The 22,687-nt window shown below is 65.0% G+C and carries 22 protein-coding genes; 17 read left to right on the plus strand and 5 right to left on the minus strand.

Annotated features, from left to right (window positions below):
* Positions 1–31 precede the first annotated feature (31 nt).
* The 4 genes from ACFVSU_RS14995 (at position 32) to ACFVSU_RS15010 (ending at position 5,026) form a co-directional block, all read left to right on the plus strand.
* Positions 32–622, plus strand: coding sequence for a low molecular weight phosphatase family protein (locus tag ACFVSU_RS14995; protein ID WP_387144422.1), 591 nt, complete (start codon positions 32–34; stop codon positions 620–622).
* A gap of 71 nt (positions 623–693) precedes the next feature.
* Positions 694–2,349 carry a polysaccharide biosynthesis tyrosine autokinase gene (locus ACFVSU_RS15000; protein WP_387144425.1) on the plus strand — a complete coding sequence of 552 codons (1,656 nt, stop codon included), beginning with the start codon at positions 694–696 and terminating at the stop codon, positions 2,347–2,349.
* A 12-nt stretch (positions 2,350–2,361) separates the two neighbouring features.
* Positions 2,362–3,246 (plus strand): hypothetical protein, encoded by an 885-nt coding sequence (locus ACFVSU_RS15005; RefSeq protein WP_387144428.1) that lies wholly within the window; start codon positions 2,362–2,364, stop codon positions 3,244–3,246.
* A 190-nt stretch (positions 3,247–3,436) separates the two neighbouring features.
* On the plus strand, positions 3,437–5,026 hold the full coding sequence (locus ACFVSU_RS15010) for a sugar transferase (RefSeq protein ID WP_387144432.1): 1,590 nt from the start codon (positions 3,437–3,439) through the stop codon (positions 5,024–5,026).
* Between the two features lie 237 nt (positions 5,027–5,263).
* On the opposite strand, the gene ACFVSU_RS15015 is transcribed toward ACFVSU_RS15010, so the two are convergent.
* Positions 5,264–5,470 (minus strand): hypothetical protein, encoded by a 207-nt coding sequence (locus ACFVSU_RS15015; RefSeq protein ID WP_387145290.1) that lies wholly within the window; start codon positions 5,468–5,470, stop codon positions 5,264–5,266.
* A 63-nt stretch (positions 5,471–5,533) separates the two neighbouring features.
* On the opposite strand from ACFVSU_RS15015, the gene ACFVSU_RS15020 reads away from it, so the two are divergent.
* The 4 genes from ACFVSU_RS15020 (at position 5,534) to ACFVSU_RS15035 (ending at position 9,825) form a co-directional block, all read left to right on the plus strand.
* The gene (locus ACFVSU_RS15020) at positions 5,534–6,280 is read left to right on the plus strand and encodes a glycosyltransferase family 4 protein (RefSeq protein ID WP_387145275.1); all 747 of its coding nucleotides are present in this window, start codon (positions 5,534–5,536) and stop codon (positions 6,278–6,280) included.
* 261 nt (positions 6,281–6,541) lie between these two features.
* Positions 6,542–7,768, plus strand: coding sequence for a lipopolysaccharide biosynthesis protein (locus ACFVSU_RS15025; protein ID WP_387144435.1), 1,227 nt, complete (start codon positions 6,542–6,544; stop codon positions 7,766–7,768).
* On the plus strand, positions 7,761–8,579 hold the full coding sequence (locus ACFVSU_RS15030; RefSeq protein ID WP_387144438.1) for an alpha-1,2-fucosyltransferase: 819 nt from the start codon (positions 7,761–7,763) through the stop codon (positions 8,577–8,579). The genes ACFVSU_RS15025 and ACFVSU_RS15030 overlap by 8 nt, the downstream gene beginning before the upstream one ends.
* Entirely contained in the window at positions 8,527–9,825 is a 1,299-nt protein-coding gene (locus ACFVSU_RS15035; protein WP_387144441.1) for an O-antigen ligase family protein, read from the plus strand. Before ACFVSU_RS15030 ends, ACFVSU_RS15035 begins: the two co-directional genes overlap by 53 nt.
* 75 nt (positions 9,826–9,900) lie before the next feature.
* Here the strand turns inward: ACFVSU_RS15035 and ACFVSU_RS15040 are convergent, their stop codons facing one another.
* The 3 genes from ACFVSU_RS15040 to ACFVSU_RS15050 all read right to left on the minus strand — a co-directional run bounded on the left by ACFVSU_RS15040 (position 9,901) and on the right by ACFVSU_RS15050 (position 12,414).
* A complete protein-coding gene (locus ACFVSU_RS15040; RefSeq protein WP_387144444.1) occupies positions 9,901–10,494 on the minus strand; it encodes an acyltransferase in 594 nt (197 codons plus the stop codon).
* Positions 10,487–11,155 carry a glycosyltransferase gene (locus ACFVSU_RS15045; protein ID WP_387144447.1) on the minus strand — a complete coding sequence of 223 codons (669 nt, stop codon included), beginning with the start codon at positions 11,153–11,155 and terminating at the stop codon, positions 10,487–10,489. Before ACFVSU_RS15045 ends, ACFVSU_RS15040 begins: the two co-directional genes overlap by 8 nt.
* A gap of 404 nt (positions 11,156–11,559) precedes the next feature.
* A complete protein-coding gene (locus ACFVSU_RS15050; protein WP_387144450.1) occupies positions 11,560–12,414 on the minus strand; it encodes a glycosyltransferase family 2 protein in 855 nt (284 codons plus the stop codon).
* Positions 12,415–13,034: 620 nt separating this feature from the next.
* Here ACFVSU_RS15050 and ACFVSU_RS15055 point away from each other — a divergent pair.
* From ACFVSU_RS15055 to ACFVSU_RS15070, 4 genes are read left to right on the plus strand one after another with little or no spacing between them, the layout of a single operon-like run.
* Positions 13,035–14,333 carry a glycosyltransferase family 4 protein gene (locus ACFVSU_RS15055; RefSeq protein WP_387144453.1) on the plus strand — a complete coding sequence of 433 codons (1,299 nt, stop codon included), beginning with the start codon at positions 13,035–13,037 and terminating at the stop codon, positions 14,331–14,333.
* Positions 14,330–15,376: a GDP-mannose 4,6-dehydratase gene (gene gmd, locus ACFVSU_RS15060; protein ID WP_387144456.1), complete on the plus strand. Its 1,047-nt coding sequence runs from the start codon at positions 14,330–14,332 to the stop codon at positions 15,374–15,376. Before ACFVSU_RS15055 ends, gmd begins: the two co-directional genes overlap by 4 nt.
* Entirely contained in the window at positions 15,373–16,356 is a 984-nt protein-coding gene (locus tag ACFVSU_RS15065) for a GDP-L-fucose synthase family protein (RefSeq protein WP_387144459.1), read from the plus strand. Before gmd ends, ACFVSU_RS15065 begins: the two co-directional genes overlap by 4 nt.
* A gap of 3 nt (positions 16,357–16,359) precedes the next feature.
* Positions 16,360–16,644 (plus strand): Dabb family protein, encoded by a 285-nt coding sequence (locus ACFVSU_RS15070; protein ID WP_387144462.1) that lies wholly within the window; start codon positions 16,360–16,362, stop codon positions 16,642–16,644.
* On the opposite strand, the gene ACFVSU_RS15075 is transcribed toward ACFVSU_RS15070, so the two are convergent.
* A complete protein-coding gene (locus tag ACFVSU_RS15075) occupies positions 16,632–17,123 on the minus strand; it encodes a DUF4916 domain-containing protein (protein ID WP_387144464.1) in 492 nt (163 codons plus the stop codon). The two genes, ACFVSU_RS15070 and ACFVSU_RS15075, sit on opposite strands and share 13 nt — an antisense overlap.
* Before the next feature lie 398 nt (positions 17,124–17,521).
* On the opposite strand from ACFVSU_RS15075, the gene ACFVSU_RS15080 reads away from it, so the two are divergent.
* The 5 genes from ACFVSU_RS15080 (at position 17,522) to ACFVSU_RS15100 (ending at position 22,466) form a co-directional block, all read left to right on the plus strand.
* On the plus strand, positions 17,522–17,680 hold the full coding sequence (locus tag ACFVSU_RS15080; RefSeq protein WP_387144466.1) for a hypothetical protein: 159 nt from the start codon (positions 17,522–17,524) through the stop codon (positions 17,678–17,680).
* Positions 17,681–17,809: 129 nt separating this feature from the next.
* On the plus strand, positions 17,810–18,508 hold the full coding sequence (locus ACFVSU_RS15085) for a hypothetical protein (RefSeq protein ID WP_387144469.1): 699 nt from the start codon (positions 17,810–17,812) through the stop codon (positions 18,506–18,508).
* 24 nt (positions 18,509–18,532) lie between these two features.
* On the plus strand, positions 18,533–19,582 hold the full coding sequence (locus ACFVSU_RS15090) for an acyltransferase family protein (RefSeq protein ID WP_387144472.1): 1,050 nt from the start codon (positions 18,533–18,535) through the stop codon (positions 19,580–19,582).
* A complete protein-coding gene (locus ACFVSU_RS15095; protein ID WP_387144475.1) occupies positions 19,579–20,865 on the plus strand; it encodes a hypothetical protein in 1,287 nt (428 codons plus the stop codon). The genes ACFVSU_RS15090 and ACFVSU_RS15095 overlap by 4 nt, the downstream gene beginning before the upstream one ends.
* On the plus strand, positions 20,862–22,466 hold the full coding sequence (locus ACFVSU_RS15100; RefSeq protein WP_387144478.1) for a lipopolysaccharide biosynthesis protein: 1,605 nt from the start codon (positions 20,862–20,864) through the stop codon (positions 22,464–22,466). The genes ACFVSU_RS15095 and ACFVSU_RS15100 overlap by 4 nt, the downstream gene beginning before the upstream one ends.
* Positions 22,467–22,687: the final 221 nt, after the last annotated feature.

Raw genomic sequence — 22,687 nt, forward strand, 5'->3', positions numbered from 1 at the left:
CTACGTTACCCCGCCGTGTGGAGGCACCTTCTTGTTCGAGATCCTCACGGTGTGCACGGGCAACATCTGCCGCTCACCCCTCGCCGAGCAGCTGCTGCGTGCTCGCCTGGCCGACCTGGCACCGCACGTATCGAGCGCCGGCACGCGTGGCCTCGCCGCCGCACCGATGACTCCCGAAGCCGCGCACATCGCCGAGGCGCTCGGCGTGCCGCCGACCGACACGGCCGCGCACCGGTCGCGGTTCCTCACCGAGCAGCACCTCGTGAAGCCCGACCTGATCCTCGCGATGACCCGCACGCATCGCCGTGCGATCGCCGAGCTGGCGCCCTCGCGCCTGCGCTCCACGTTCACGATCCGCGAGTTCGCGCGCATCGCCGCGGCCGTACCTGAAGACGAGATCAGAGCAGCGACGGATGCTGCCACCTCCCCCTCCGAGAAGCTCAGGGCGGCAGCATCCGTCGTCGCGTCATACCGGGGCCTCGTTCCGCCTCCGGAAGACCCGGAAGACGATGACGTGATCGACCCGTACCGGCACCCGTGGGAGACGTACCTGCTGTCGGCGCGGCAGCTCGAGCCGGCCGTGACAGCGGTCGCCGCCACGGTGCGGCTGGCCGTGGCGTAACGCTTTCCGGGCCGTGACCTGGCCCTGTGGAAGAATGCTCGGAGCACACCTGCCAGCCAGCGAGAGGCGACATGGAGCTCACCGACTACATCCGGATCCTGCGCAAGAACTGGGTCATCATCGTGGTCGCCACCCTGGTCGGGATCGGGGTCGCCGCCGCATGGTCGCTCACCCGCACCCCTCAGTACGAGGCGCAGAGCACGGTTTTCGTGTCGACCCAGTCGGGTTCGACGATCCAGGATCTGCAGCAGGGATCGAACTTCACCCAGTCGCGCGTGCAGACGTACACGAATCTCGTGACGACGCCGATCGTGATGAACCCGGTGATCGCCGAGCTCGGGCTCGGCATGACCGCGAGCGAGCTGTCGGCCGAGGTCGAGGCATCCGCCGCCCTCAACACGACCCTCATCACGATCACCGTGACGGGCGCTGATCCGGTGCAGGCGGCCGATGTCGCGAACGCCCTCGGCGCGTCGCTCAAGTCGGTGGTCGAGCGGCTCGAGACGCCGAACGGCACCGACACGAGCCCCGTGCGCGTCGAGCGCGTGAAGGACGCGCTGCCGCCGCTCAGCCCGTCGAGCCCGAACGTTCCGCTCAACCTGGCGCTGGGTGCGCTGGTGGGTCTCGCGATCGGCATCGGCACGGCGGTACTGCGCGCGGTGCTCGACACGCGCATCCGCACGCCGCGTGACGTGGAGCAGGTCACCGACCGCCCGCTCATCGGCGCGATCGCCTTCGATCCGAAGGCGAAGGAGCGCCCGCTCATCGTGCACGCCGATCCGCTCAGCCCTCGGGCCGAGTCGTTCCGCGCGATGCGCACGAACCTCCAGTTCCTCGAGACCGACGAGGGCCGCGCGTCGTACGTCATCACCTCGAGCGTGCCGAGCGAGGGCAAGTCGACCACGACCATCAACCTCGCCATCGCCCTGGCCGACGCCGGCAAGCGCGTCGCGCTGCTCGACACCGACCTGCGCAAGCCGAAGATCGCCGAGTACCTGGGCATCGAGGGTGGCGCCGGCCTCACCGACGTGCTGATCGGCCGCGCGCGCCTGGCCGACGTGATGCTCCCGTGGGGCAACCGCAGCCTCTACGTGCTGCCCGCCGGCAAGATCCCGCCGAACCCGAGCGAGCTGCTCGGTTCGAAGAGCATGCTCCAGCTGCTCGAGGCCCTCGAGCGGGATGTCGACGTCGTGCTCTGCGACGCTCCTCCCCTGCTTCCGGTGACGGATGCCGCGATCCTCGCGAAGGCGACCAGCGGGGCGATCCTCGTGGTCAGCGCCGGCCACACCAACCGCCACCAGCTGTCGGGCGCGGTCGACGCGCTGAACACCGCCGGCGCGCACATCGCCGGCATCGCGATTACGATGGTCCCGACGCGCGGGCCGGACTCGTACGCCTACGGCTACGGGTACGGCACGTACGGCTACGGGTACGTCGAGGAGAAGCCGGCGAAGAAGGTCAAGAAGGCGAAGGCTGCGCCCGCTCCTACGCCAACTCGTCCGGCGGCTGGCCCCGTGCGAACCGCTGCACCAGCGGCTCCCGCCGGCCGCCCGGCAAAGCCCGCTGCGCCCGCCGCGCGTCCAGCTCCTGCCGCCGCGCCCGCTCGATCGATCCCGGCGTCCGCCGACGAGGCCGGCGGTTCCGACGACGGGCTCACGATCGACGACATCATCCGCCAGGCGGGCGGGGCGTCGACCGCACCCGGTCGCAACGATCCTCTTCCCTGACGCGGGCGCCTGATGCAACGCCTCGGCGCCGCGAGATGGGTCGCGATCGCGGGCATCGCCGTGCTCGTCGCGGCGGTGCTCGTGCTCGTGTGGGCCGCGTTGCAGCACGCGAACCCGGAATCCGCGGCCGGCGAGGCCGAGCCCGTGCCGACCTTCACACTCGGCGTGCAAACCCAGACGCCGACCCCGACGCCCACCGAGAACTCCGTAACTCTCGAGCAGACTCGCTTCCTGGCGATCGGTTCGGAGATCTGGTGGCGTGCCACGGCGGGCTCGTGCTCGGGCGTCCCGCCTCTGGTCGAGCGCTCGTCGGACCAAGGCAAGACCTGGTCCGACGTGACGCCGGCCTACCTCGGCATCACGCAGGTGCAGACGCTCGAGGCTTTCTCCGCCCGCGACGCGGAGCTGGTGGCCGCAATGGCCGGCTGCGAGCCCCAGGCGCTGCGGACGTACACGCGTGGCGAGTTCTGGGACTCGTACCCCGACGTGCTCGCCGCTTCGCGCTACATCGACCCGCGCGATCCCGGTTCGGTGCGCCTGCCGTCGGGTCCGGTGCCCGCGCCATGTCCGACCGCGTTCGGACTTCACGCGTTCGGCGACGTGATCGCGCTGGTGTGCGATCAGCGGGCGTGGTCGTGGTCGGGCAAAGAGTGGGTCGCGTTGGCTCCAGAGGGAGCACTCGCGGTGTCTGTCGACACGCCCGACATCCTCGTCGCGCACCTCTCACCCGATTGCGCAGGAGTGGCAGTTTCTCGCGTCGTGCCCGCTAGCCCGGCTGCCGCAACCGTGATCGGCTGCGCCGAGGGAACGGATGCTGGCGCCGCTGTCGCGATCGACACGGCGGGCGACGAGATCGTGGTGTCGACAGGCGACGCATTCTCCGCCGTCGGGCCTTGAGCGAATCCTGAGTCTGCAAGCCATATGCAGAAACATGAGCATGGGCAGGATGAGACGTCTCTCATAATGGGATGGCGTTTCCCCTCAACTCAGGATCTGGATGCCGACCTCGTATATTCCCCCGCAACGGCCGACTGGTACCCTGCCCCTAGTGGTGGTCGGGAAACCCACCGCGAAGCGAGAAGGCATCGTGACGTCGAATCCCCAGATCGACGCGCCAACGGAGTCGCCGTCCAATATTCCGGCCCGGGCAGCCGCTGCCTTGGCGACCCCTGCAGACCCGCCGCTTGTTGACGACGCGAGGAACGAGCGAGCCGAAACGCCCCAGGCTGCCCGGCAACGCCGCCGCTCCTGGCGCCGCGACTATGCCAGCCGCCTCTGGGTCAGCGATCTCTTCGTTCTCATCTGGGTGGTCTACGGCACCCAGCTCCTCTGGTTCGGCTGGGGCAACGCCCAGGTCGCGATTCGGGAAGACTCGCGCTTCAACGAGCTCTCGTACTGGTTCTTCTCAGGCGTTCTGATCGCCGCCTGGATGTGGGCACTCGGGCTCATCGACTCCCGAGACCACCGCGTGATTGGCGCCGGCAACACCGAGTACGTGCGCGTTGCTCGGGCAAGCTTTACCTTCTTCGGCGCTATCGCGATCCTGGCGTTTCTCTTCCGCGTCGACGTGGCGCGGGGCTACCTGCTCATCGCTCTCCCTCTCGGAATCTTCACGCTTCTCCTCGAACGCTGGCTATGGCGCCAGTGGCTGATCGCTCACCGATGGCTTGGGCAGTACTCGGCGAAAGTGCTTCTGGTGGGCTCTGAAGAATCGGTTGCGGCGATCGCGCGCGAACTCCATCGTTCCCCCACTGCGGGATATCGAGTAGTCGGTGCGTGCGTTCCCTCCGGCAAGATTGCGGGCACCATTCCCGGTACCACCGTTCCGGTCATGGGCAGCGTCGACAACGTCGAGCGCGCTCTCGCGGCCACTGGCGCCGACACGGTGGCGGTTACCAGCACCGACGACCTGCCACCGATGAAGGTCAAGCAGATCTCATGGGCACTCGAGGCTGGTCACCAGCACTTGGTCTTGGCACCGAGCATCGTCGATATTGCCGGACCTCGCATTCACACGCGTCCGGTAGCAGGGCTTCCCCTGATCCACGTCGAGACACCGAAGTTCAGCCGCGGTCAGCGCATCGCGAAGCGAACGATGGACCTCATCGTCGCCTCGATCGGAATCATCGTGATCAGCCCGATAGTACTCGGGCTCGCCGTCGCAGTGCGATGGTCTGGGCCTGGGCCGATCTTATTTCGACAGGTTCGAATCGGTCGCAGGGGCCGCGAATTCGAGATGCTCAAGTTTCGCTCGATGGTGGCCAACGCTGAAGAGCTCCTTCCGTCGCTACTTGAGCGGCGAGACGCCGGTAATGAGGTCCTCTTCAAGATGACCGACGATCCCCGGGTGACCAAAGTCGGCCGGTTCATGCGCAAGTACAGCCTCGACGAGCTACCCCAGCTGCTTAACGTCATTGCAGGCAGCATGTCTTTGGTTGGCCCGCGGCCTCCGCTGCGGCATGAAGTAGAGAAGTACGCGGAGCACGTCCATCGCCGCTTCCTGATGAAGCCGGGCATTACCGGCGCGTGGCAGGTCGGGGGGCGGTCATCTCTGTCATGGGAGGACTCGGTCCGCCTGGACCTGGCCTACGTGGAAAACTGGTCTCTGCTCGGCGACTTCGTGATCCTGCTACGCACGGTGAAGGCTGCGCTCGCGCCTGGTGCGTCGCCTACCTGAGCGTGCGCGCGCGGCCGACCCGCGAGTGCTATGGTCGGGACGCGCCGAGCGGTGGGGTTCCGCCGGTTGCAGTCTGGGGACGCCGTGCGGATCGCTGTTTTGTGGACCTTTAGGACCGACTACATTGTCGCATGCCTCGTCGCCGCCGCCACGGCGGGTCATGATGTTCTATTTATCACCCAGGATGATCACGCGGATATACCACAGGGTCCGCTTCCCAAGGAAGCAGATTTTCGGCTAATAGACCGACCCGATGTCGACACGCTCATCGCCGCAATGGAACAGTTTGAGCCTGACACCATCGTTATCGCGGGCTGGCACATTCCTCAATACCGATTTGTCGCGGCCCGATGGAAGAACCGCGCCGAACGCGTGATGGCGCTCGATAACCAATGGCATGGCACGCTCCGGCAGCGATTGGGTCAGCTCGCCTTCCGTTGGCACCTACGCCGACTGTACGACTGGGCACTAGTGCCAGGCGAGCGCCAGTTCGAGTTCGCGCGGCGAATGGGATTTCCCCCGCCCGCGATACACTTCGGCTCCATTCCAGCGAATTTCACACTCTTCGATTCCGTGAACCCAAGGGGGAGCGGTGGGGATACGCGGCGGAATCGGGCTTTCTTGTCCGTTAGCCGCCTGTCCCCAGAGAAGGGCCTCGACACACTCATCTCTGCCTACGCGACGTATCGACAAGAGGTGAGCGACCCGTGGGAATTGTGGATCGCGGGGACGGGCGACGTGACCATCCCGGAAGCTGCCGGCATTCGAGTGCTCGGCTTTCTCTGGCCCGCCGAGGTATCGGAGATGATGCACTCGGCCTCTGCACTTGTCTTGGCCAGCTCGTTCGAGCCTTGGGGAGTGGTACTCCAGGAAGGCGCGCTCGCGGGGCTACCGCTCATCGCAACGGAGGACTGCGGGGGCGTCGGCTCAATGCTCCACAATGGGGTGAACGGGGTTGTCGTCAGGTCCAATGACGTGCCGGGACTGGCACGTGCTTTGCGAGATATCGCGTCGGCTTCCCCGACCAGATGGGCAGCGCTTTCATCTGCAGGTCAGGTGATCGCCCGCCGTGCAACCCCCACGACCTGGGTGGCCTCGCTCGAGTGGATACGCGAACGCACCCTCCCGGGCCACGAACAGGAATCCGTCTCCCGCGGTGACTTCTGGAATCTTGCCAGACGGTCTGCCGCCAGGGGTCGCATGGACTCGGACCCTCGTCCACATCACCCCGCGTCAGACGGTCGCGACTCATGAACCACGAGTTACTTGACTCGTTAGCGGGTGGCATCGATCTCTGGGATGGAAGCCACCCAGTCGAAGCCGCACGATATAGTGCGCACGCCGAAGTCGTATGCGCTAACCCCGACTAACAGCACGAGACGCTCGGTGCTGATAGCGTCTTCTGTGGGACCGCCGACGTTCGTTAGCGGTCCCTACTTCGTCATCTCGCCTGCCGTTGCCACCACCGCGAGTGACTTCCTCCCCAGTCGACCTGCCCCGCCGAGACACTCGCCCATGAGACGCATCCTCCACGCCTTGCGCCGACATGGCGTCATCGATGGCATGTGGACGCTCGCTGCCTCGGTTGGATCAAAGATCCAGACACTTGTCCTCTTAGCGATCGCGGGGCGACTGGGCGGGATCGAAATCGTCGGAGCCACGGTGCTCGCCACGTCGATCGCCGTGCTGGTTGCGTCTGTATGCGACCTTGGCCTGTCCACTCAGGGAATGCGCTGGTTTGCCGTTGAGCCCGAGGCCGGTCGACGGGGCATCCGGAACGCACTTGTTGCTCGGTCGGCCTCCGCCGTTCCAATTGCTGGAATCGTCGCGTGGTTCTTCTTTGCGCATACATATGGGCAATCAACGGCGCTTCTTTGGGCGGCGGCGGTTGCAGCGTACGCTGGTGCCTTCTGCGCAAGCTTCATCGCAACCAACTGTGGGTACGGCTCTGGCCGCTTCAAGGGTGCCGCCACGCTCAATGGGACGGTCCGCTCCGCTTCGGTAGTCGTGCTCCTGGGAGTCGGAACGGCTGGCTTGCCTGCGTGGAGCTTGATACTTGTATTGGCATTGGCAGAAGTTGTGATCGCCTTCGCGCAATACAAGCATTTGCCCACGGGCAACGGAGCCGTGCGCGCGCCAATCGCGCTGCGGCAGACATGGCAATACGCCGTTGGCCCCATCGCGAATAACCTGATGAACAGAAGCGACTCGGTCGTCGTCGCCGCCTTCTCGTCGGCTACCGTCGTAGGCTTTTACGGTCTGGCGAGCCAGCTTCAGAACGCTCTCACCACCGTCGCACTCATTCCTTCTGGCGCTTCCGTGGCATACGCGGCCCGAGCCGAATCTGCGAATCGGGCGTCCCGGCAACTGTTGGTCGTCTCATCACTCGTAGCCACGATCTACGTCGTCGTCGCAACCCCGTTCTTCCTGTGGCCCACCGATCTTTGCGCCCTGGTGTTCGGCGTGAGCGATATCGACGCCCTCACGATTCGCATTTGCTTGGTCGCAGGCATCTTTTCCTGCGTTGCTGGCGTGGCAATGCAAGTCTTGACCGGTGTCGGAGACCGAGCAGGGATCGCCACCATATGGGCCCTTACTGCGATAGTGGCGATTGTTCTGCTCGCCTTCGGCGCCAAGATTTTCGGCGCTCCGGGGGCGGCGGTGGCCGCGTTGGTGCGCGACATACTGTTCCTGACGGCAACCCTTGTACGATCGCATACCTGGAGGCGACGCCATGGATGACCACTTCGACTACGTGTATGCACGAGTCGGTCGCGCGGGCCTGGGTAACGAACTCTTCCCGGTGATGCGCGCCCTTGAATACGGGATGATTCACAGCGCAACGGTAATTCCGCCAAAGTGGGGCGCACTGCGAATTGGGCCTTGGCTAAGAAATGACCGCGATAAACGAACCTATTGGCGTCTATTCGATTCGCCCAGCTCCTCGGAGCGGATTACTCGCGCGATAGCGCTGCGCCGCGATAGGTCGGTGCGAACATTCGTGGGCATGGGCTCCTTCTTCGAAGAATTCGAGCTGAGTCATCGGTGGCATGCTGACCGGCTAGCGCGGGTTGCTCGACGTGGAGTTCTGAGCGAGCCTGAAGTAGGTCCGTATATCAGCGCGCACGTTCGTTTGGGCGACTTCGCGCGGCCCACGGCCGACGTCACCGCCCAAACGTCGAACAACGTAAGCACGCCGATTGAGTGGTACGAGGACGCTATCCAACGTATCCGTCAAAAGGACTCGACGTTGCCCGTTCTCATCTCATCCGATGGCACCGATCTTGAGTTGCGGCCGCTTCTCGACATTTCAGGCGTTCGCAGAACTGCCGCTCGGAACGCCCTCGATGAGATCTTCATCATGTCGCGTGGCCTCGGCATAATCGGGAGCCGGTCAACCTTCACCGCCTGGGGCGCCTACCTCGGCGGCGCGCCGTTGCTGGTGATGCCCGGCGCAAACGCGTACCGACCTCACGACCGTGTGTGGGAGGCCGAAATGGGTGATCCAATCGATGCTTGGTGGACCAGTGTCGCGCGTGCAGATTCCGCATAGCGGCTCGCGCCCGACGCGGTTCCCAACTTTTCTTTCGTTGGGAGCAAGCGTTGCTTACTTGTGGGCCGCCCTGACACCACTTCGAACCCTCACTGTCGCCGGGGTCCAGCTATCAGATATAGCTCTCATCATTGCGGCCATCCTTTTCGCTCTCGGTGCAGGTCAGTCCGGGCTCGCACTAGGACTGCCCGCCCTCCTGGCAACCTTCGTGGTGCTTGGCCTGGCGGCCTCAATCTGGGCGAGCAGCGCTGGAGCCTTCGATCAGATTGAGTCACTAAGCCAAGCATTGCAGTTCTCGATTGCACTCCTACTGGTGGCGTTTGTCCTTCTGTTCGCATCAGCTGTCAGGAACGGCGTTCATAATATTGTTCTCGCCTACTCCGTTGGCGCCACGGCACTGGGAGTCTCCGTGCTGGTCTTGCCGAACGAGGTTGCAGGCAGAAGCGTCGGCCTTGCGGGCCATCCAGTTGAAGTCGGCGGGTCACTCGGAGTAGCCGTTGCCTACCTGAGCGTTCGGCTGATCCGCCAACCCCGGCGAGCGCTGCTTCTATCGCCACCGATCTTGATCATGGTGAGTGCGATCCTGGCGGCGGAGGCCGCTACGGGACTCGTCGCAGCCGTTCTCGGGATCGTGGTAGGCCTGCTAATGGACAAGCGTGCCGTACGTGGAGTCCTGTTCGGCGTATTAGGTATCGGTCTGGCTTACGTCATAGTCTCCACGTCCGCGGTGGGCGTAGAACTCCTGGCAAAGATGACCACCTCTTTCGAAGGCGGGCTGCAAACCACTTCATCCGATCTGGCCAGCGTTAGCACGTTGCAGTCGCGTTGGGTAACTATCCAGGTCGGACTTGAGCGCGCCCTTGAGGCGCCATGGTTTGGACACGGTTTTGACGAGTCCGGCCAACGCGTTGTGGAAAAGCTTGCACCTCACAATGTACTGGTGCTGGCCTGGGTGTCAGGCGGGGTAATCCCACTCTTGCTTCTTGTGACGTTGTTAGTTTTCTCGGTAGCGACGGCGCTACAGATCCGTCGAGGCGCGCCACACCTGAACTGGTCGGGTGCAGACGCTGCGGTCGTCGCTGGCGTAGCGGCTGCCTGGGCCGCGGCGTTGTCTGGACCGCAGATGTACCAAAGAAGTTGGTTGCTGTTCGCGCTCGTGCTCCCGATGCTGTGGCTGGGTAGCGCATGCGCGCGTTCGCGCATCTCGGTCGAAAGCAAGCAGAAGGCCGGCCCAGACCACGGTTAGAGTCAACCCCTCGACGAGTTTGCTTTTCGATACGGTGCCGCCGCACAGGAACCGAGCGTTCTCCGGCGGTTCGCTCTAGTGCTTCGAGTTCACTCCGTAGAGCCTCACGCACAACTCGTCCAGCAAGCGGGAGTGGTCAATTTGATCTTCCTTATCAAACCGATCGCCGATGACTTTCGCCGGGTTGCCTACAGCGATCGCATAGCGTGGAATGTCGCGGGTAACCACCGATCCCGATCCGATCAGCGCACCCTCGCCGATCGAGACGCCGCTGAGAACTATCGAACCGCCGCCGATCCACACATCCCTTCCAATACGAACCTTGTCGCGATTTGTCCCTACACGATCACCAGCCCACGTCGAGAAAACGTACGGCCGACCTACCTCGTCAATCGCGTGATCGTCGCGTCCAACGATCTGCACTCCCATACCGATAAGTGTGAAATCGCCAATTACTCCATCAACCTGAATGATCGAGCGCGGCCCAACGGAAACACCGTTGCCGATATTCAGACCGTGCGGGGAGCTTACGACTACCCCCCGCCCCACGCGGAAATTTCGACCGAATTGGACATTTTCGTGAACCGCAAGTTTCCGCAGCACGTACCGTAACGTCTTCTGACCTACGCCTCGCAACGTCGACCGGCCAGTCAAGTTGTCGTCAGACATCGTCTTTCCTATCAGCAAGTGCATTCAGCAATCCCTGTGCCATCATTTCCGCTGAGTAGTGGCCTTCAACATAATCCCGAACCTTATTCAGCGGTAATTGATCGCGACGCGCCCATGCGCGCTTCAGTGCCTCACTCATCGACGTGACGCTGTCGGAATCGAACCAGTCCACCCCGCCAACTTCTGCAAGTTCGATCTCGGGGGAATGCGGTTCATTTTGAGCGACGATCATCGGAACGCCAAAACCCAGCGACTGTGTCAAACCTAGTCCCGCGAAACCGGGCGAAACACTGACGAATGTGGTGGCGTAGCGATCAGCCAACGCCTGCGCGCTATCAATCCAGCCTGGGAAAGCCACATGTTCGCCGATCTGGAGCTCATCCGCGAGATCTCTCAATTCCCGTTCACCCGAACCACCACCGATCATCACAAGCCTGGCCCCAAACCGGTGCAGCCCACTCTCTGCAAAGGCGCGCAAAGCCAGATGGACCTTCTTCTTCGGTTCGAACCGACCGACGTAGATCGCATCTTGGCGGTCGCGGGTCTCACTTGCGGATTCGACCAGAACCTGCCGCGGATACAACGCGTTCGCTGCCACCCACACGGGTTGGTTTGGCAGGTCGACGCGAGCGCGATCCCGGTTGGTGTAGGTATAGGTCACTGTGCCGTCCGCCAACATCCGCATCCACGTGCGAAGGCGACTTGTGCGTGATCGCGGTCCAGCTTGCGGGTACAAGTGTCCCCAAACGAGCGTACGCCGGCGCATGAGGCGGCGAGCGAGAAGAAAGCTCCACGCTGTAATGCTTCGTGGATTCAGGTCCACAATGAGGCTTCTGGACCGAATCGCCCGTGGCCACGACCCAATCTGGAGGAACGCCTTTCCGCCAAGACGAACCATTCTCACAGCGCGGAACTGTTCGCTTCTAATACCAGTTCGAACCGTTGGGTCGAGGTGGCTCTTGCTCGCGAACAGCTCGACCGACGGGCGCTTCCTTAGCAACTCATTAACACATGCCTGACGGTAGCTCGGAAGGACGGCCACGTACATAACTTCCGTGGCGCGGCTCACGATCGTTCCTGCGCTGCCGCCTGCAACCGTAGCGCCTCGCGCGTCTTTAGACCAATCTGCCAATAGTAGGTAGTTAGCGCTGTCGCGTAGTCCAACCCCGCCCGACCGTCGAGGAACCCAAGGCGCGCGACATACGCGTACCCGAAGAACATCGCTGGCTTGAACGGAAGCCCATCGAATATCCGCCCCTTGAGGGTCCGCTTACTAGCGATGTCCCGTCGAAGTCGCGCATTAAGTCGCAGATGAGCTTCCCAGTCCGAGTAGCGGTTGTGGCGTGCGAACCAGCTTGACACGGGATCACGATCGTCGTGCACAATCCGATGCCGAAGCCTACCAATCGGTGCGGCCACCTCAGGCTGGTAATGCCCTTCTACCTCTCGGATTCCTGGCGCTGACAGGTCATCAATAACCGGGAACGCGGCGCGATTTATGTGGAGCAAAGACCGCTTTGTGACGACATGACCGTACCGAAGATACCGACCCCCGAATCGATACAGCAGGTTGATATCAAACGCGCCTTCCCGACGTCGTGCTAGTGATTTCTCAAGAGTGACAAGCTCATCGCGCAGAGATGGCGATGGAAATTCATCGGCGTCGAGTAGAAGAACCCACTGGTTGACAGTCCCCGCGTTCTCAAGCGCCCATTGCTTCTTCTTCGGGTACTCCCCGTTCCAGACGAAATCAACAACGCGAGCTCCACTCGCGATAGCGATCTCCACAGTGCGGTCATCGCTCTGCGAGTCAACGACAATGACGTCCTCAAAGTCCCGCAACTGTGCCAGCGTGCTCGCGATCCCCGCCTCCTCATTCTTTGTGAGTACGATGACGGAAATATTCGAGATTCGAGTCATGACGCCTGCGCCTCCGCGAACCGACTGCCGACAAAACACGCTGGGTTTCCACCCCAGACTTCCCCCGCCCCCACCGCATCTCCAGAAAGAAGTGACAGGGGACGAATCAAGGCACTCGCACCGACCGTCGTCCCGCCCAAGAGGACACAACGCGAGGTGATCCACGCACCTGGCCCAATCTGGATCGGTCTGGTGATGAGCGCCATATCGCGCCGGTGTGCGTGGCTCCCGGTCGTCAAGAATGTCTCCTGCGAGATCACGACGTCGTTGGCGATGCGGATGTGATCCTGATTATGCAACCACACACCCTCCCCGATCCAACTCCTGTCACCAACCTGCAACTTCCAGGGAAAGCGCACTCGGGTGCGCGGCCGGAAGATCACCCCTCTTCCGATGTCGGCGCCAAAAGCCCGAAGCACTGCAACGCGAAACCTCGAACTGACTTGGAGTGGGTTGGTAATGAAGAGGAGTTCGCACAGTCCCCACAGATAGACGACCCACGCTGATCGTCCCCACGACTGCCGTTCGCCGGGTGCTTTGGACAGATCAATGACCGGCACGTGTGACATCGCTCGACTCCCGAGATCTGGGGTAACGCTCTCCACGATAGCCTCGTGGTTATGTCGCGCTCGTCGTCGCAGGTCCTCGTGCTGGGGCTCAACTATCCCCCGGAACCAACAGGGATCTCGCCCTACACTGGCGCGATTGCCAGGGGATTGGTGCGCCGCGACGTCGAGACACGCGCGCTGACGGCGCACCCCCATTATCCCGACTGGAAGGTGACGCCGGGTTACGGCCAGTGGTCGAAGCTCGAAAATCTGGACGGAGTGCAGGTACGCCGCCTCCGCCACTACATCCCGCGCAATCCAACCGGGATTCGGCGCGCGGCGTCCGAGATGAGCTTCGGACTGCGCCAGTCCTTCGCCCGATGGGGTGAACCAGATGCCGTGATCGCCGTCTCCCCCGCGCTCATCTCGACCTGGGTCACGATGCTCCGCGCGCGCGTGACGCATAGGCACACCCCTCTCGTGGTCTGGGTTCAGGATCTCTACAGCCTTGGATTGAGCGAGACAGGTCAGGGCGGCGGGATGGTTCACCGGGCCATGAAACTCATCGAGGGTTCGGTGCTGCGCCACGCGACTCGCGTTGTCGTGATCCATGAGCGATTCGCTCGCCGTGTGGCCGACGACTTCGGAATCCCGCGCGATCGCATCGAAGTGGTACGCAACTGGACCCACTTGCCGCCTACACCTGTAACGGACACCAGGGCGACACGCCGGGCCCTGGGCTGGAGCGACGACGAGACAGTCATCCTTCACGCCGGAAACATGGGTGTGAAGCAGGGTCTGGACAACGTGATCGCGGCCGCGCGCCTCGCAGATGCCGCAAGTGCACCCGTCCGTTTCGTGTTGCTTGGCGGCGGAAGTCAGCGGGAGATGCTTCGAGCTCTTGCCGACGGGGTGACGCGCGTCCAGTTTCTCGACTCGCTCCCAGACGACGAGTATGCGGCGGCGATGCAGAGCGCTGACGTGCTTCTCGTCAACGAGAAGCCCGGAGTCGCCGAGATGGCAGTGCCGAGCAAGCTGACGTCCTACTTCAATTCCGGCAAGCCCGTGGTCGCGGCAACCGACCTGAGTGGAATCACGGCCGAGGAACTACGAGCCGCGGGCGCAGGGATCGTCGTTCCCGCGGGCGATCCGAATTCGCTGCTTGAAGCAGCGATGGAGTTGGCTCGTAATCCTGCCGTGGCCCGGTCATTAGGAGAGAGCGGGCTGCGGTATCGTCACACTGTCCTCGACGAGGAGACGGCTCTCGACAGATTCACCGAGATCCTCGCTGCCGTCGTCGCGGAACGCGCGACTTCGAGCGGAGACCACCCAACCGCACCTGCGGTCCGTATCGAACGGAGTACCACTTGACCAAGCGCGCGCTCATCACCGGGATCACCGGCCAGGATGGCTCCTACCTCGCAGAGCTCCTCCTCAACAAGGGGTACGAGGTTCACGGACTGATCCGTCGAGCGTCGACCTTCAATACGCACCGCATCGACCACCTGTATGTGGATCCGCACGACCCGAACGCGAAGCTCTTCCTGCACTATGGGGACCTGAGCGACGGTGCGCGCCTGGTGACGCTCATGGCGGAGATCAACCCGGACGAGGTGTACAACCTGGCGGCGCAGTCGCACGTGCGGGTGTCTTTCGACGAGCCGGAGCACACCGCCGACACCACTGGCACCGGCACCATCCGGCTGCTCGAAGCGGTGCGCCTCTCCGGCATCGACACGAAGTTCTACCAGGCCTCCACCTCAGAGCTCTACGGCGCCACGCCCCCACCGCAGAACGAGCAGACCCCGTTCTACCCGCGGTCGCCCTACGCCGCCGCCAAGCTCTACAGCTACTGGATCACGAAGAACTACCGCGAGGCCTACAACCTGTTCGCGGTCAACGGCATCCTGTTCAACCACGAGTCCCCCCGCCGCGGTGAGACGTTCGTGACCCGCAAGATCACCCGTGCGGTCGCTCGTATCAAGGCAGGTATCCAGAAGGACCTCTACCTCGGCAACCTCGACTCGATCCGGGACTGGGGCTACGCGGCGGAGTACGTCGAGGGTATGTGGCGCATGCTGCAGGTCGACGAGCCGGAGGACTTCGTCCTCGCCACCGGTGTCGGGTACACCATCCGCGACTTCCTGGAGACCTCGTTCGGCCACGTCGGGCTGGACTGGCAGGAGTTCGTGAAGTTCGACGAGCGTTACCTCCGCCCGACCGAGGTCGATGCGCTGATCGGCGACCCGACGAAGGCGGGCGAGAAGCTCGGCTGGACTCCCACGATCGATGGGAAGGAACTGGCGAAGCTGATGGTTGACGCCGACGTGATCGCGTTGCAGAAGGGTCCCGAGTGGATCGACACCGTCAACCTCGCCTCCTGGACGACCGAGCCTTCGCTGGCGCTGCGGTGAGCACCGCCATCGACGGAGTCCAGTACGCCCCAACCGAGCTGGACCGCGACGCGACGTTCTACGTCGCGGGCCATCGTGGCCTAGTGGGATCGGCGATCGTTCGCAGGCTGGAAGCAGCCGGGTTCACGAACATCGTCGGCAAGACCTCTGCCGAACTTGACTTGAAGAACCGCGACGCGGTCTTCGAGTACCTCGGCGAGGTCAGGCCGAGGTACCTCGTGCTCGCGGCGGCGAAGGTCGGCGGAATCCTGGCGAACAGCACCTACCCCGTCGACTTCCTCAGCGACAACCTCCGCATCCAGTCGAACGTGCTGGACGCGGCGGTCGCGAACGAGGTCGAGCGGGTCGCGTTCCTGGGTTCGTCGTGCATCTACCCAAAGTTCGCGGAGCAGCCCATCCGGGAGGACTCGCTGCTCACTGGGCACCTCGAGCCGACGAACGACGCGTACGCGATCGCGAAGATCGCCGGCATCCTGAACGTGCAGGCAGTGCGCCGCCAGTACGGACTGCCGTGGATCTCGGCGATGCCCACGAACCTGTACGGGCCGAACGACAACTTCTCCCCCAAGGGCTCCCACGTCCTTCCGGCGTTGATCCGCAGGTACGACGCGGCCGTGAAGTCGGGCTCTGCTTCGGTGACGAACTGGGGCACCGGAACACCGAGGCGCGAGTTCCTGCACTCCGACGACATGGCGGATGCCGTCCTCCACCTGCTCGAGCACTACGACGGCCCCGATCAGGTCAACGTGGGTACCGGCAGCGATGTCACGATCCGCGAGATTGCGGAGACGATCGCGGGAGTCGTCGGCTACACAGGCGAGACCGAGTGGGACACCACAAAACCCGACGGCACCCCGCAGAAGCTGCTGGACGTATCCAAGCTCGCCGACGCTGGATGGACTGCGAAGATCAGCCTCGCCGAAGGACTCGACCGGACTGTCGCGTGGTACCGCGACCACGTCGACACCATCCGCGAATAGTCCATGAGCTTTCGCCACATCGTGCTCTTCCGAATTCGTGAAGGCGTCGGCGAGGCAGAGATCGAGGGCGCGCAGTCAGAACTGCGCGCCCTCTCCTCGTCGCCGGAGGTCATTCGGTGGCGTATCGAGCGGTCGTCGGACTACCGGAAGGGGACGATCCTGATCGAGGATGCAACGTTCGCCGATGTGTCAGCATTCACGCGATTCCGCGAGACACCCGCACATCGCGCCGCCGGGGCACGGCTCGCGAGCATCGCCGATTGGTGGATCGGCGATTACGAGGAATGACCGCGCCCGAGCAGCTGATGGATCAGGTGTTCGGTGCCCGGCCAGATGTCAGCAGGCAGTGAATCGACGGCGTGCCAGGCGAAGTCAGAGGCCTCATTGTCTGGTTGCGGGTGGCCAGTCATCTCCACGACGAACGACAGACCGATGGCGTGCTTGCGCGGGTCATCGCCGTGAGCTGTTCCGTCGGCGGGAGCGATCTCGGCGGGGAACCACTGGTACACGTAGTCGGGCTGCGGATCTGCCGGCAACACGAGGCCAACGGCGAGCGTGTCCGCCGCGTGGCGGCGTAGTGCTTGCGCAACCGTCTCGCCCCGGAGAATGCGGCCACCGAGGTGGCACCAGACGACGCCGAAGGGGGACTCGCGCTTGATGAGTCCGACTCTGAGCTCGGGAGCGCTCTGAAACGAGACGAAGTCCACACAGGCGATCGGTATGGATTGCTCGATCCGCTCATAGAGCGGCGCGGGGAGAAGACTCACCCCACCATCAGACCATGTCGAGACGTGCATGCTCGAGCGAGCAGTACACCTGCCTACTCGACTCTCGATACGCCGCACGGGGCGCAACCTCTATGCCGCACTCTGCGCACGCCTCCGGCGCGGATCCCCACAGCAGTGCATCCCAAAACGACCGCCCGCCATCGCTGCGACGAGCTTTCCCCCCGTGCACCCGTGACGAGCGCGCACGGACAGGGTGGATCGAGAGACCAACCATCGTCCTGCTCCCAGGTACGGCCGACAGCGCTTGTCGGGTGGCAACCGGGCCGACCGTGGCCACAAGGGTACGCTTGCCATCGCGCAAGCGCGAGTGCGGGTTGCACGTAAGCTTGACCCGCGCCACCACCTCGCCCATCCGTCTCCGGAGCCTCGCCCCCACCGTGATCCGAGTCATCGTCACCGTCGTCCTTGCGTTCGTCGCCCTCGTCGCGACGGCGGCCGCTACCCTCTACGCGCTCCTTGTCGTCGACTCGCGCAAGTCCGTGCGGTACTACTACGGCGACACCCCGGCCGGCCAAACTCCTGAACACGGGGCTTAACCGAGACGAAACGCGGCAGTAACCCCCCGCCGGCCGGATCGCCGTAGCGTGGCACCCAGATGGGGCATCGCCGCCCGGAGCCGGCAGGGAATCGGCCCCGGGCGTTCTCTTTGGGGTTGGGGGAACACCGTGCACACCAGCAAGCGCAGACGCGTCGGACTGCTGGCGACGGCAGTCGCGATCGGACTGGCCAGTACCGCGTTCGCAGCGGCACAGGCCGCGACGGCCGACAGCCCGGTCCTCGGCGAAGCGAGCGTCGTGCTCGACTTCACGACAGCCGGCGAGGTGCACATCTCGGTGCACACCCGCAATGCATCCTCGATCCCGGCGTGGGGCGCCGCGCGCGTCACCACCCCCGAGGGCATCGAATACTCATGGGGTCCGAGTCGGTACGAGCCTGGCGAGGTCCGTAACTACGACGTCACCGAATCAGGACGCACCTGCGCCGACCTGCCCGACGCCTCTGCGGTCGCATACGGGTATGCCGCAGCATCCGATACCGTCCCCTCCTGGACCACCGGCATCGTCACGTATCCGAGCCCGCTCGTCACCGTCATCGGCTGCGACCCGACGCCGACACCGACACCGACCTCCACGCCGACCGTCCAGCCCACGCCCCTCTCGCCCGCACCCGAGGCGACGGCCACACCGTCGGGAACCCCAAACCCCGACACCACACCCGCGGCCGCCGCGGCATCCGGGAACTCCTCCGCGGACGGGGCACTCGCCGCAACTGGGGCGGCGGTGGGCTGGACGGTCGCTGCCACCATCGCTGCGGCTGTGGCGATCCTCGCCGGAATCGCACTGCGCCGGCGGCGGAGAACCTGAGCGGGCCGCAGCTCGGAGTACCTGATGGCAGCGGTCGAGAAGTCGCGCATCGAGTGGATGGACGTCCTCCGCGGGACGTCGATCATCCTCGTGGTGTTCAACCACGCCATCCTGTTCGCGAGCTCATCCCCCCTCGGCGCACCCGAGGTCGCCTGGGTGGTCAACACGATCTTCTCCCCCGTGCGCATGCCGCTCATGGTGTTCCTGTCGGGCCTGCTGGTCGCGGGCTCGCTCGCCCGGGGGCCGCGCGCCTACGTCACCGGCAAGGTGCGCCGGGTGCTCTGGCCGTACGTCGTGTGGTCGATCATCGCGCTCGCCCTGCTGTACGGGTTCGACATCCGTGAAGGCGTCGTCGGTGGCGTCACCGCACACGTCGTCACCGCGTGGGACCTGCTCCTGCCGCTCTACGACCCTGTCGAACACCTATGGTTCCTGTACGACCTGTTCCTCTTCTATATGGTCGCCCTCGTCACGCCCCGGGTACCGCCGCTGTGGATCGCCGGCGGCGCGCTCGTCGCCGCCGCACTGGTGCCCGACTTCGGCGTGCGCCGGTTCTTCCTGCTGCTCGTGTTCTTCATGATCGGCGTGTGGTTCTCGCAGCACGTCGGCGCCCTCGAGCGCACGCTCGCGCGCCGCTGGGTGGTCTGGGCGTGCGCGGCACTTGCGCTCGCCACGGTCGCCGCCGCGGCGGTGGGCGTCGGCCTGCGCTACACCGCGCTGTCTGCGCCGTTCGCCGCCGGCGGCATCGGGATCGCCATCGTGCTCGCGCGCCGGTTCGGATCGGCACGGATGCTGCGTCCCCTACGCGCCGTCGGACGCGACTCGCTCGTCTACTACATCGTGCACTGGTGGCCGGCCAGCGCGGGCGTCGCGCTCGGCGCCCTCACCGGGAGCGCCTGGATCGCCCTCGCGGTCGGGTTCGCGTTCGGGCTCGGCGCCGGCGTCGTCATGGTGCAGCTGCTGCGCGTGCTGCCCGCCCTCGACCTGCTGTTCGCGTGGCCCGCCCGCCGTACGGGAACCGTCGCGCATTCCTCCGGATCGCTGTCCACCTCCGACGGAAGGCCCACATCATGACCGCTCGCCCGTTCAGCCGCCGATCGTTCGTCCGACTCGTCGCCGCCGCCGCGCCCGCCGCGGCCACCGCCATGTGCGCGCCCGCCCAGACATCGGGCGGGCCCTCGGCGACAGCATCCGTCCCCTCCGCGTCGGCGACCACCGTCGCGCCCACCGGCGCAGCCGCGGCCATCGTCGGCACCGCCCGGCCGGCGGTGGTGCGCTCGTTCGGGCCCAACGGCACCCACTGGCCCGCCCACACGCCCTGGATCAAAGACACCGTCACGACGGTGGAGGTCGCGTGCACGTGGGCGGCGATCCGCACCGCCCTCCTCGCGGTGACCGCGTCGCAGGCGGCGGCCGGTGTGCACATCAAGGTGCGGCCCGGCACCCTGCCCGGCCTCGGCGCCTCGTCGGGGTCGAAAGCCGTGCTGCAAGGGCTCGGCAGCGCGCAGTGGGCGAAGAACGTGCTCGTGTCACCGCGCGATGGCTGGGGCTCGGTCATCATCACCGAGCCGGCGCGCCTGCGCGAGGTGTACGGCGTGACGTTCGCCCGCATCAACGGCGTCGACGTGCTGCTCACCAACTGCACGCGCAGCGCGTGGGCGCAGTCGGTCATGTCGGACGGCCTCAGCATGGCCTCGTCGTACGGCGCGACGACCCGCGAGGTCGGCGCGTACGAGATCGTCATGAGCAACGTGAAATCCGACATCTCCGACCCGCTGGGGTACGCCGCCGGCGCCGACTGCGTGCTCACCGACAGTGTGTGGGACGGATGCTACTCAGCACCGGTGTTCCGACCCACCGGCGCCACCGACCACGTCGACACCCTGCAGATGTACGGGTCGGGCTGGTACCGGGGGCTCACGGTGCGCGACACGACGTTCTTCGGATCTCTCAACTGCGCCCTGCAGATCGGCGGCATGCGCGACGACGACCCGAACAAGGGCACGCGATTCCTCACGGTGGATCACAGCATCCTGACGTCGCAGGCCACCGCGATCCGCGTGCGCTACCCCACGCCTTCGGGCGCCGATACGCCCTCGCTCGCGCAGGCCATCAACGGCATCGGCGAGGACTTCCAGCTCTACGCCAACGACTCGTACATCTTCGGCTCGATGTACCGCAGCAAGTGGGGCGGCGTCACGAACACGAAGGTGTCGTACGGGCAGGCGGTGACCCGCAACCCGGTCGCCGACGGCAAGTGGACGCACGACAGCTCAATGGACTCGTGGGGCGCCTCGCAGTTCGACGCGCTGACGCCCGTCCCGACTGACGCCTACCTGAAGTCGATCTGGAAATGACCGACCTCGCTCACCGCGCCTCGCGCGGCATCGTCGTGACCATGGGCGGGATGTGGGGCAAGACCCTCATCCAGATGGCCGCGATCATGCTGCTCGGGCGCCTCTTGAGCCCCGAGGACTTCGGTCTGGTCGCGATGGTCACGGCGATCTCGGGCATCATCGACCTCGTCCGCGACTTCGGCCTCACGGGCGCGATCATCCAGGCGCGCGAGATCTCGGAGCGCGCCTGGCGAAGCCTTTTCTGGCTCGCGCTCGGGCTCGGCGTGCTGCTGGGCGGCATCCTGGCGGCCTGCGCGCCGCTGATCGCCGATCTGTATGACGAACCGCAGCTCGTGCTCATCACGCTGGTGATCGCACCGAGCCTCATCGTCAACGGGCTCACCATGCCGCTGCAGGCCCGCGCGACGCGCGAGCTGAAGTTCGCGCTGCTGGCCCGCATCGACGTCGTGTCGATGGTGGGCGGGGTCGCGGCGGCCATCGCGGGAGGTCTGCTCGGATGGGGCTATTGGGCGCTCATCCTCATGGTCGGCACGGGACTCGTCGTGCGGCTCGTGATGCTGTGGATCGCGATCAAGCCGAGGCCGGGCTGGCCGCGCATCCACCGCGACGTCGTGCCGCTCGTGTCGCGCGGCGGCAGCATCTTCGGTGCCGAGCTGCTCAACTACGTCGAGCGCAACGCCGACACCGTCATCATCGGCCAGCAGCTCGGCCCCGCTGTGCTCGGCCAGTACTCGCGGGCGTACGCGCTGTTCCTCATGCCCCTGCAGCAGCTGAACGGGCCCATCGGGCGCGTCGCCCTCCCGGTGCTCAGCAAGCTGCAGGACGACGGCGACCGCTACCGCCGGTACATCCGAGGCGCGCTCCTCGTCATCGGCTACCTCACGCTACCGACCTACGCGATCCTCGCGACGATCTCGGAGCCGCTGTTCGCCATCCTCCTCGGACCCGGCTGGGAGCAGGCCGCCGCGCTGTTCAGCATCCTCGCCATCGCCGGCATCGCCCAGGGCATCGGAAAGGTGCGCGGCTGGCTCTTCATCACCATGGGCCGCTCGCACCAGCAGCTGCTCTACGACCTCGTCGCACGACCGCTGGTCGTGGTCGGGTTCTTCGTCGGGATCTGGTGGGGCGGGATCTACGGACTCGCCCTGACCTACGGCATCCTGTCGGCCCTGCTCCTCATCCCCGGCTTCGCGTTCGCGATCCGCGGCACCTTCGTGCGCGGCAGCGACATCGTGTTCCCCGTGCTCCGCCCGCTGGTGTTCGCGTTGCTCGCCTTCGGCTCGGCGTTCGCCGCGACGCGCGCCGTCGACCTCATCCCGATCCTCGAGATCGTCGTCGGGGGCGCCGCGGGTGCGATCGTGATCGCTCCCCTGCTGCTGATCCCCGCCTACCGGCGTGATGTCGCGCAGATCATGGGCTTCGTGAAGCAGATGCGCAAGCCCAAGCCCCGCCCCGAGGCGACGGACGAGGACGGGACGGATGCTGCGACCCCTGCGGCCGCGCAGGCGTACGAGAGCGTGCTGCTCGAGGACGCGGCCACTCCCGAGGATGTGCTGGACGCCGAGATCGAGACGCGGCGCACTCAAAGCTCAGGTCGTTGACCCGCCACGCCTGTCGAACCCAATCCGAATCGGTCGAGTCTCCGAAGACAGAACGGGCCTGCCGCGAGGCACGTCTCTGCATGCTCTCGATCACTCCCTCCTCCGGGCCGAGAGCCCCTGCGCCCGTTCCGAATGTCGGGTGACGCCCTCTGACACAGTCGGGTAGGAGAGGGCGTTGTGTCGTTCGCTCCCCGGAGGCTGTGGGGCTGGTGCCCCGGGCT

The organism is Microbacterium sp. NPDC058062 (assembly GCF_042885375.1).
GTDB lineage: Bacteria > Actinomycetota > Actinomycetes > Actinomycetales > Microbacteriaceae > Microbacterium > Microbacterium trichothecenolyticum_C.

Bases quoted from the DNA above. Each gene is read 5' to 3' on its own strand.
- ACFVSU_RS15000 (WP_387144425.1), top strand. From the start codon at position 694: ATGGAGCTCACCGACTACATCCGGATCCTGCGCAAGAACTGGGTCATC.
- ACFVSU_RS15005 (WP_387144428.1), top strand. From the start codon at position 2,362: ATGCAACGCCTCGGCGCCGCGAGATGGGTCGCGATCGCGGGCATCGCC.
- ACFVSU_RS15020 (WP_387145275.1), top strand. From the start codon at position 5,534: ATGGGATTTCCCCCGCCCGCGATACACTTCGGCTCCATTCCAGCGAAT.
- ACFVSU_RS15025 (WP_387144435.1), top strand. From the start codon at position 6,542: ATGAGACGCATCCTCCACGCCTTGCGCCGACATGGCGTCATCGATGGC.
- ACFVSU_RS15030 (WP_387144438.1), top strand. From the start codon at position 7,761: ATGGATGACCACTTCGACTACGTGTATGCACGAGTCGGTCGCGCGGGC.
- ACFVSU_RS15040 (WP_387144444.1), bottom strand. From the start codon at position 10,494: ATGTCTGACGACAACTTGACTGGCCGGTCGACGTTGCGAGGCGTAGGT.
- ACFVSU_RS15050 (WP_387144450.1), bottom strand. From the start codon at position 12,414: ATGACTCGAATCTCGAATATTTCCGTCATCGTACTCACAAAGAATGAG.
- ACFVSU_RS15055 (WP_387144453.1), top strand. From the start codon at position 13,035: ATGTCGCGCTCGTCGTCGCAGGTCCTCGTGCTGGGGCTCAACTATCCC.
- ACFVSU_RS15070 (WP_387144462.1), top strand. From the start codon at position 16,360: ATGAGCTTTCGCCACATCGTGCTCTTCCGAATTCGTGAAGGCGTCGGC.
- ACFVSU_RS15090 (WP_387144472.1), top strand. From the start codon at position 18,533: ATGGCAGCGGTCGAGAAGTCGCGCATCGAGTGGATGGACGTCCTCCGC.
- ACFVSU_RS15095 (WP_387144475.1), top strand. From the start codon at position 19,579: ATGACCGCTCGCCCGTTCAGCCGCCGATCGTTCGTCCGACTCGTCGCC.
- ACFVSU_RS15100 (WP_387144478.1), top strand. From the start codon at position 20,862: ATGACCGACCTCGCTCACCGCGCCTCGCGCGGCATCGTCGTGACCATG.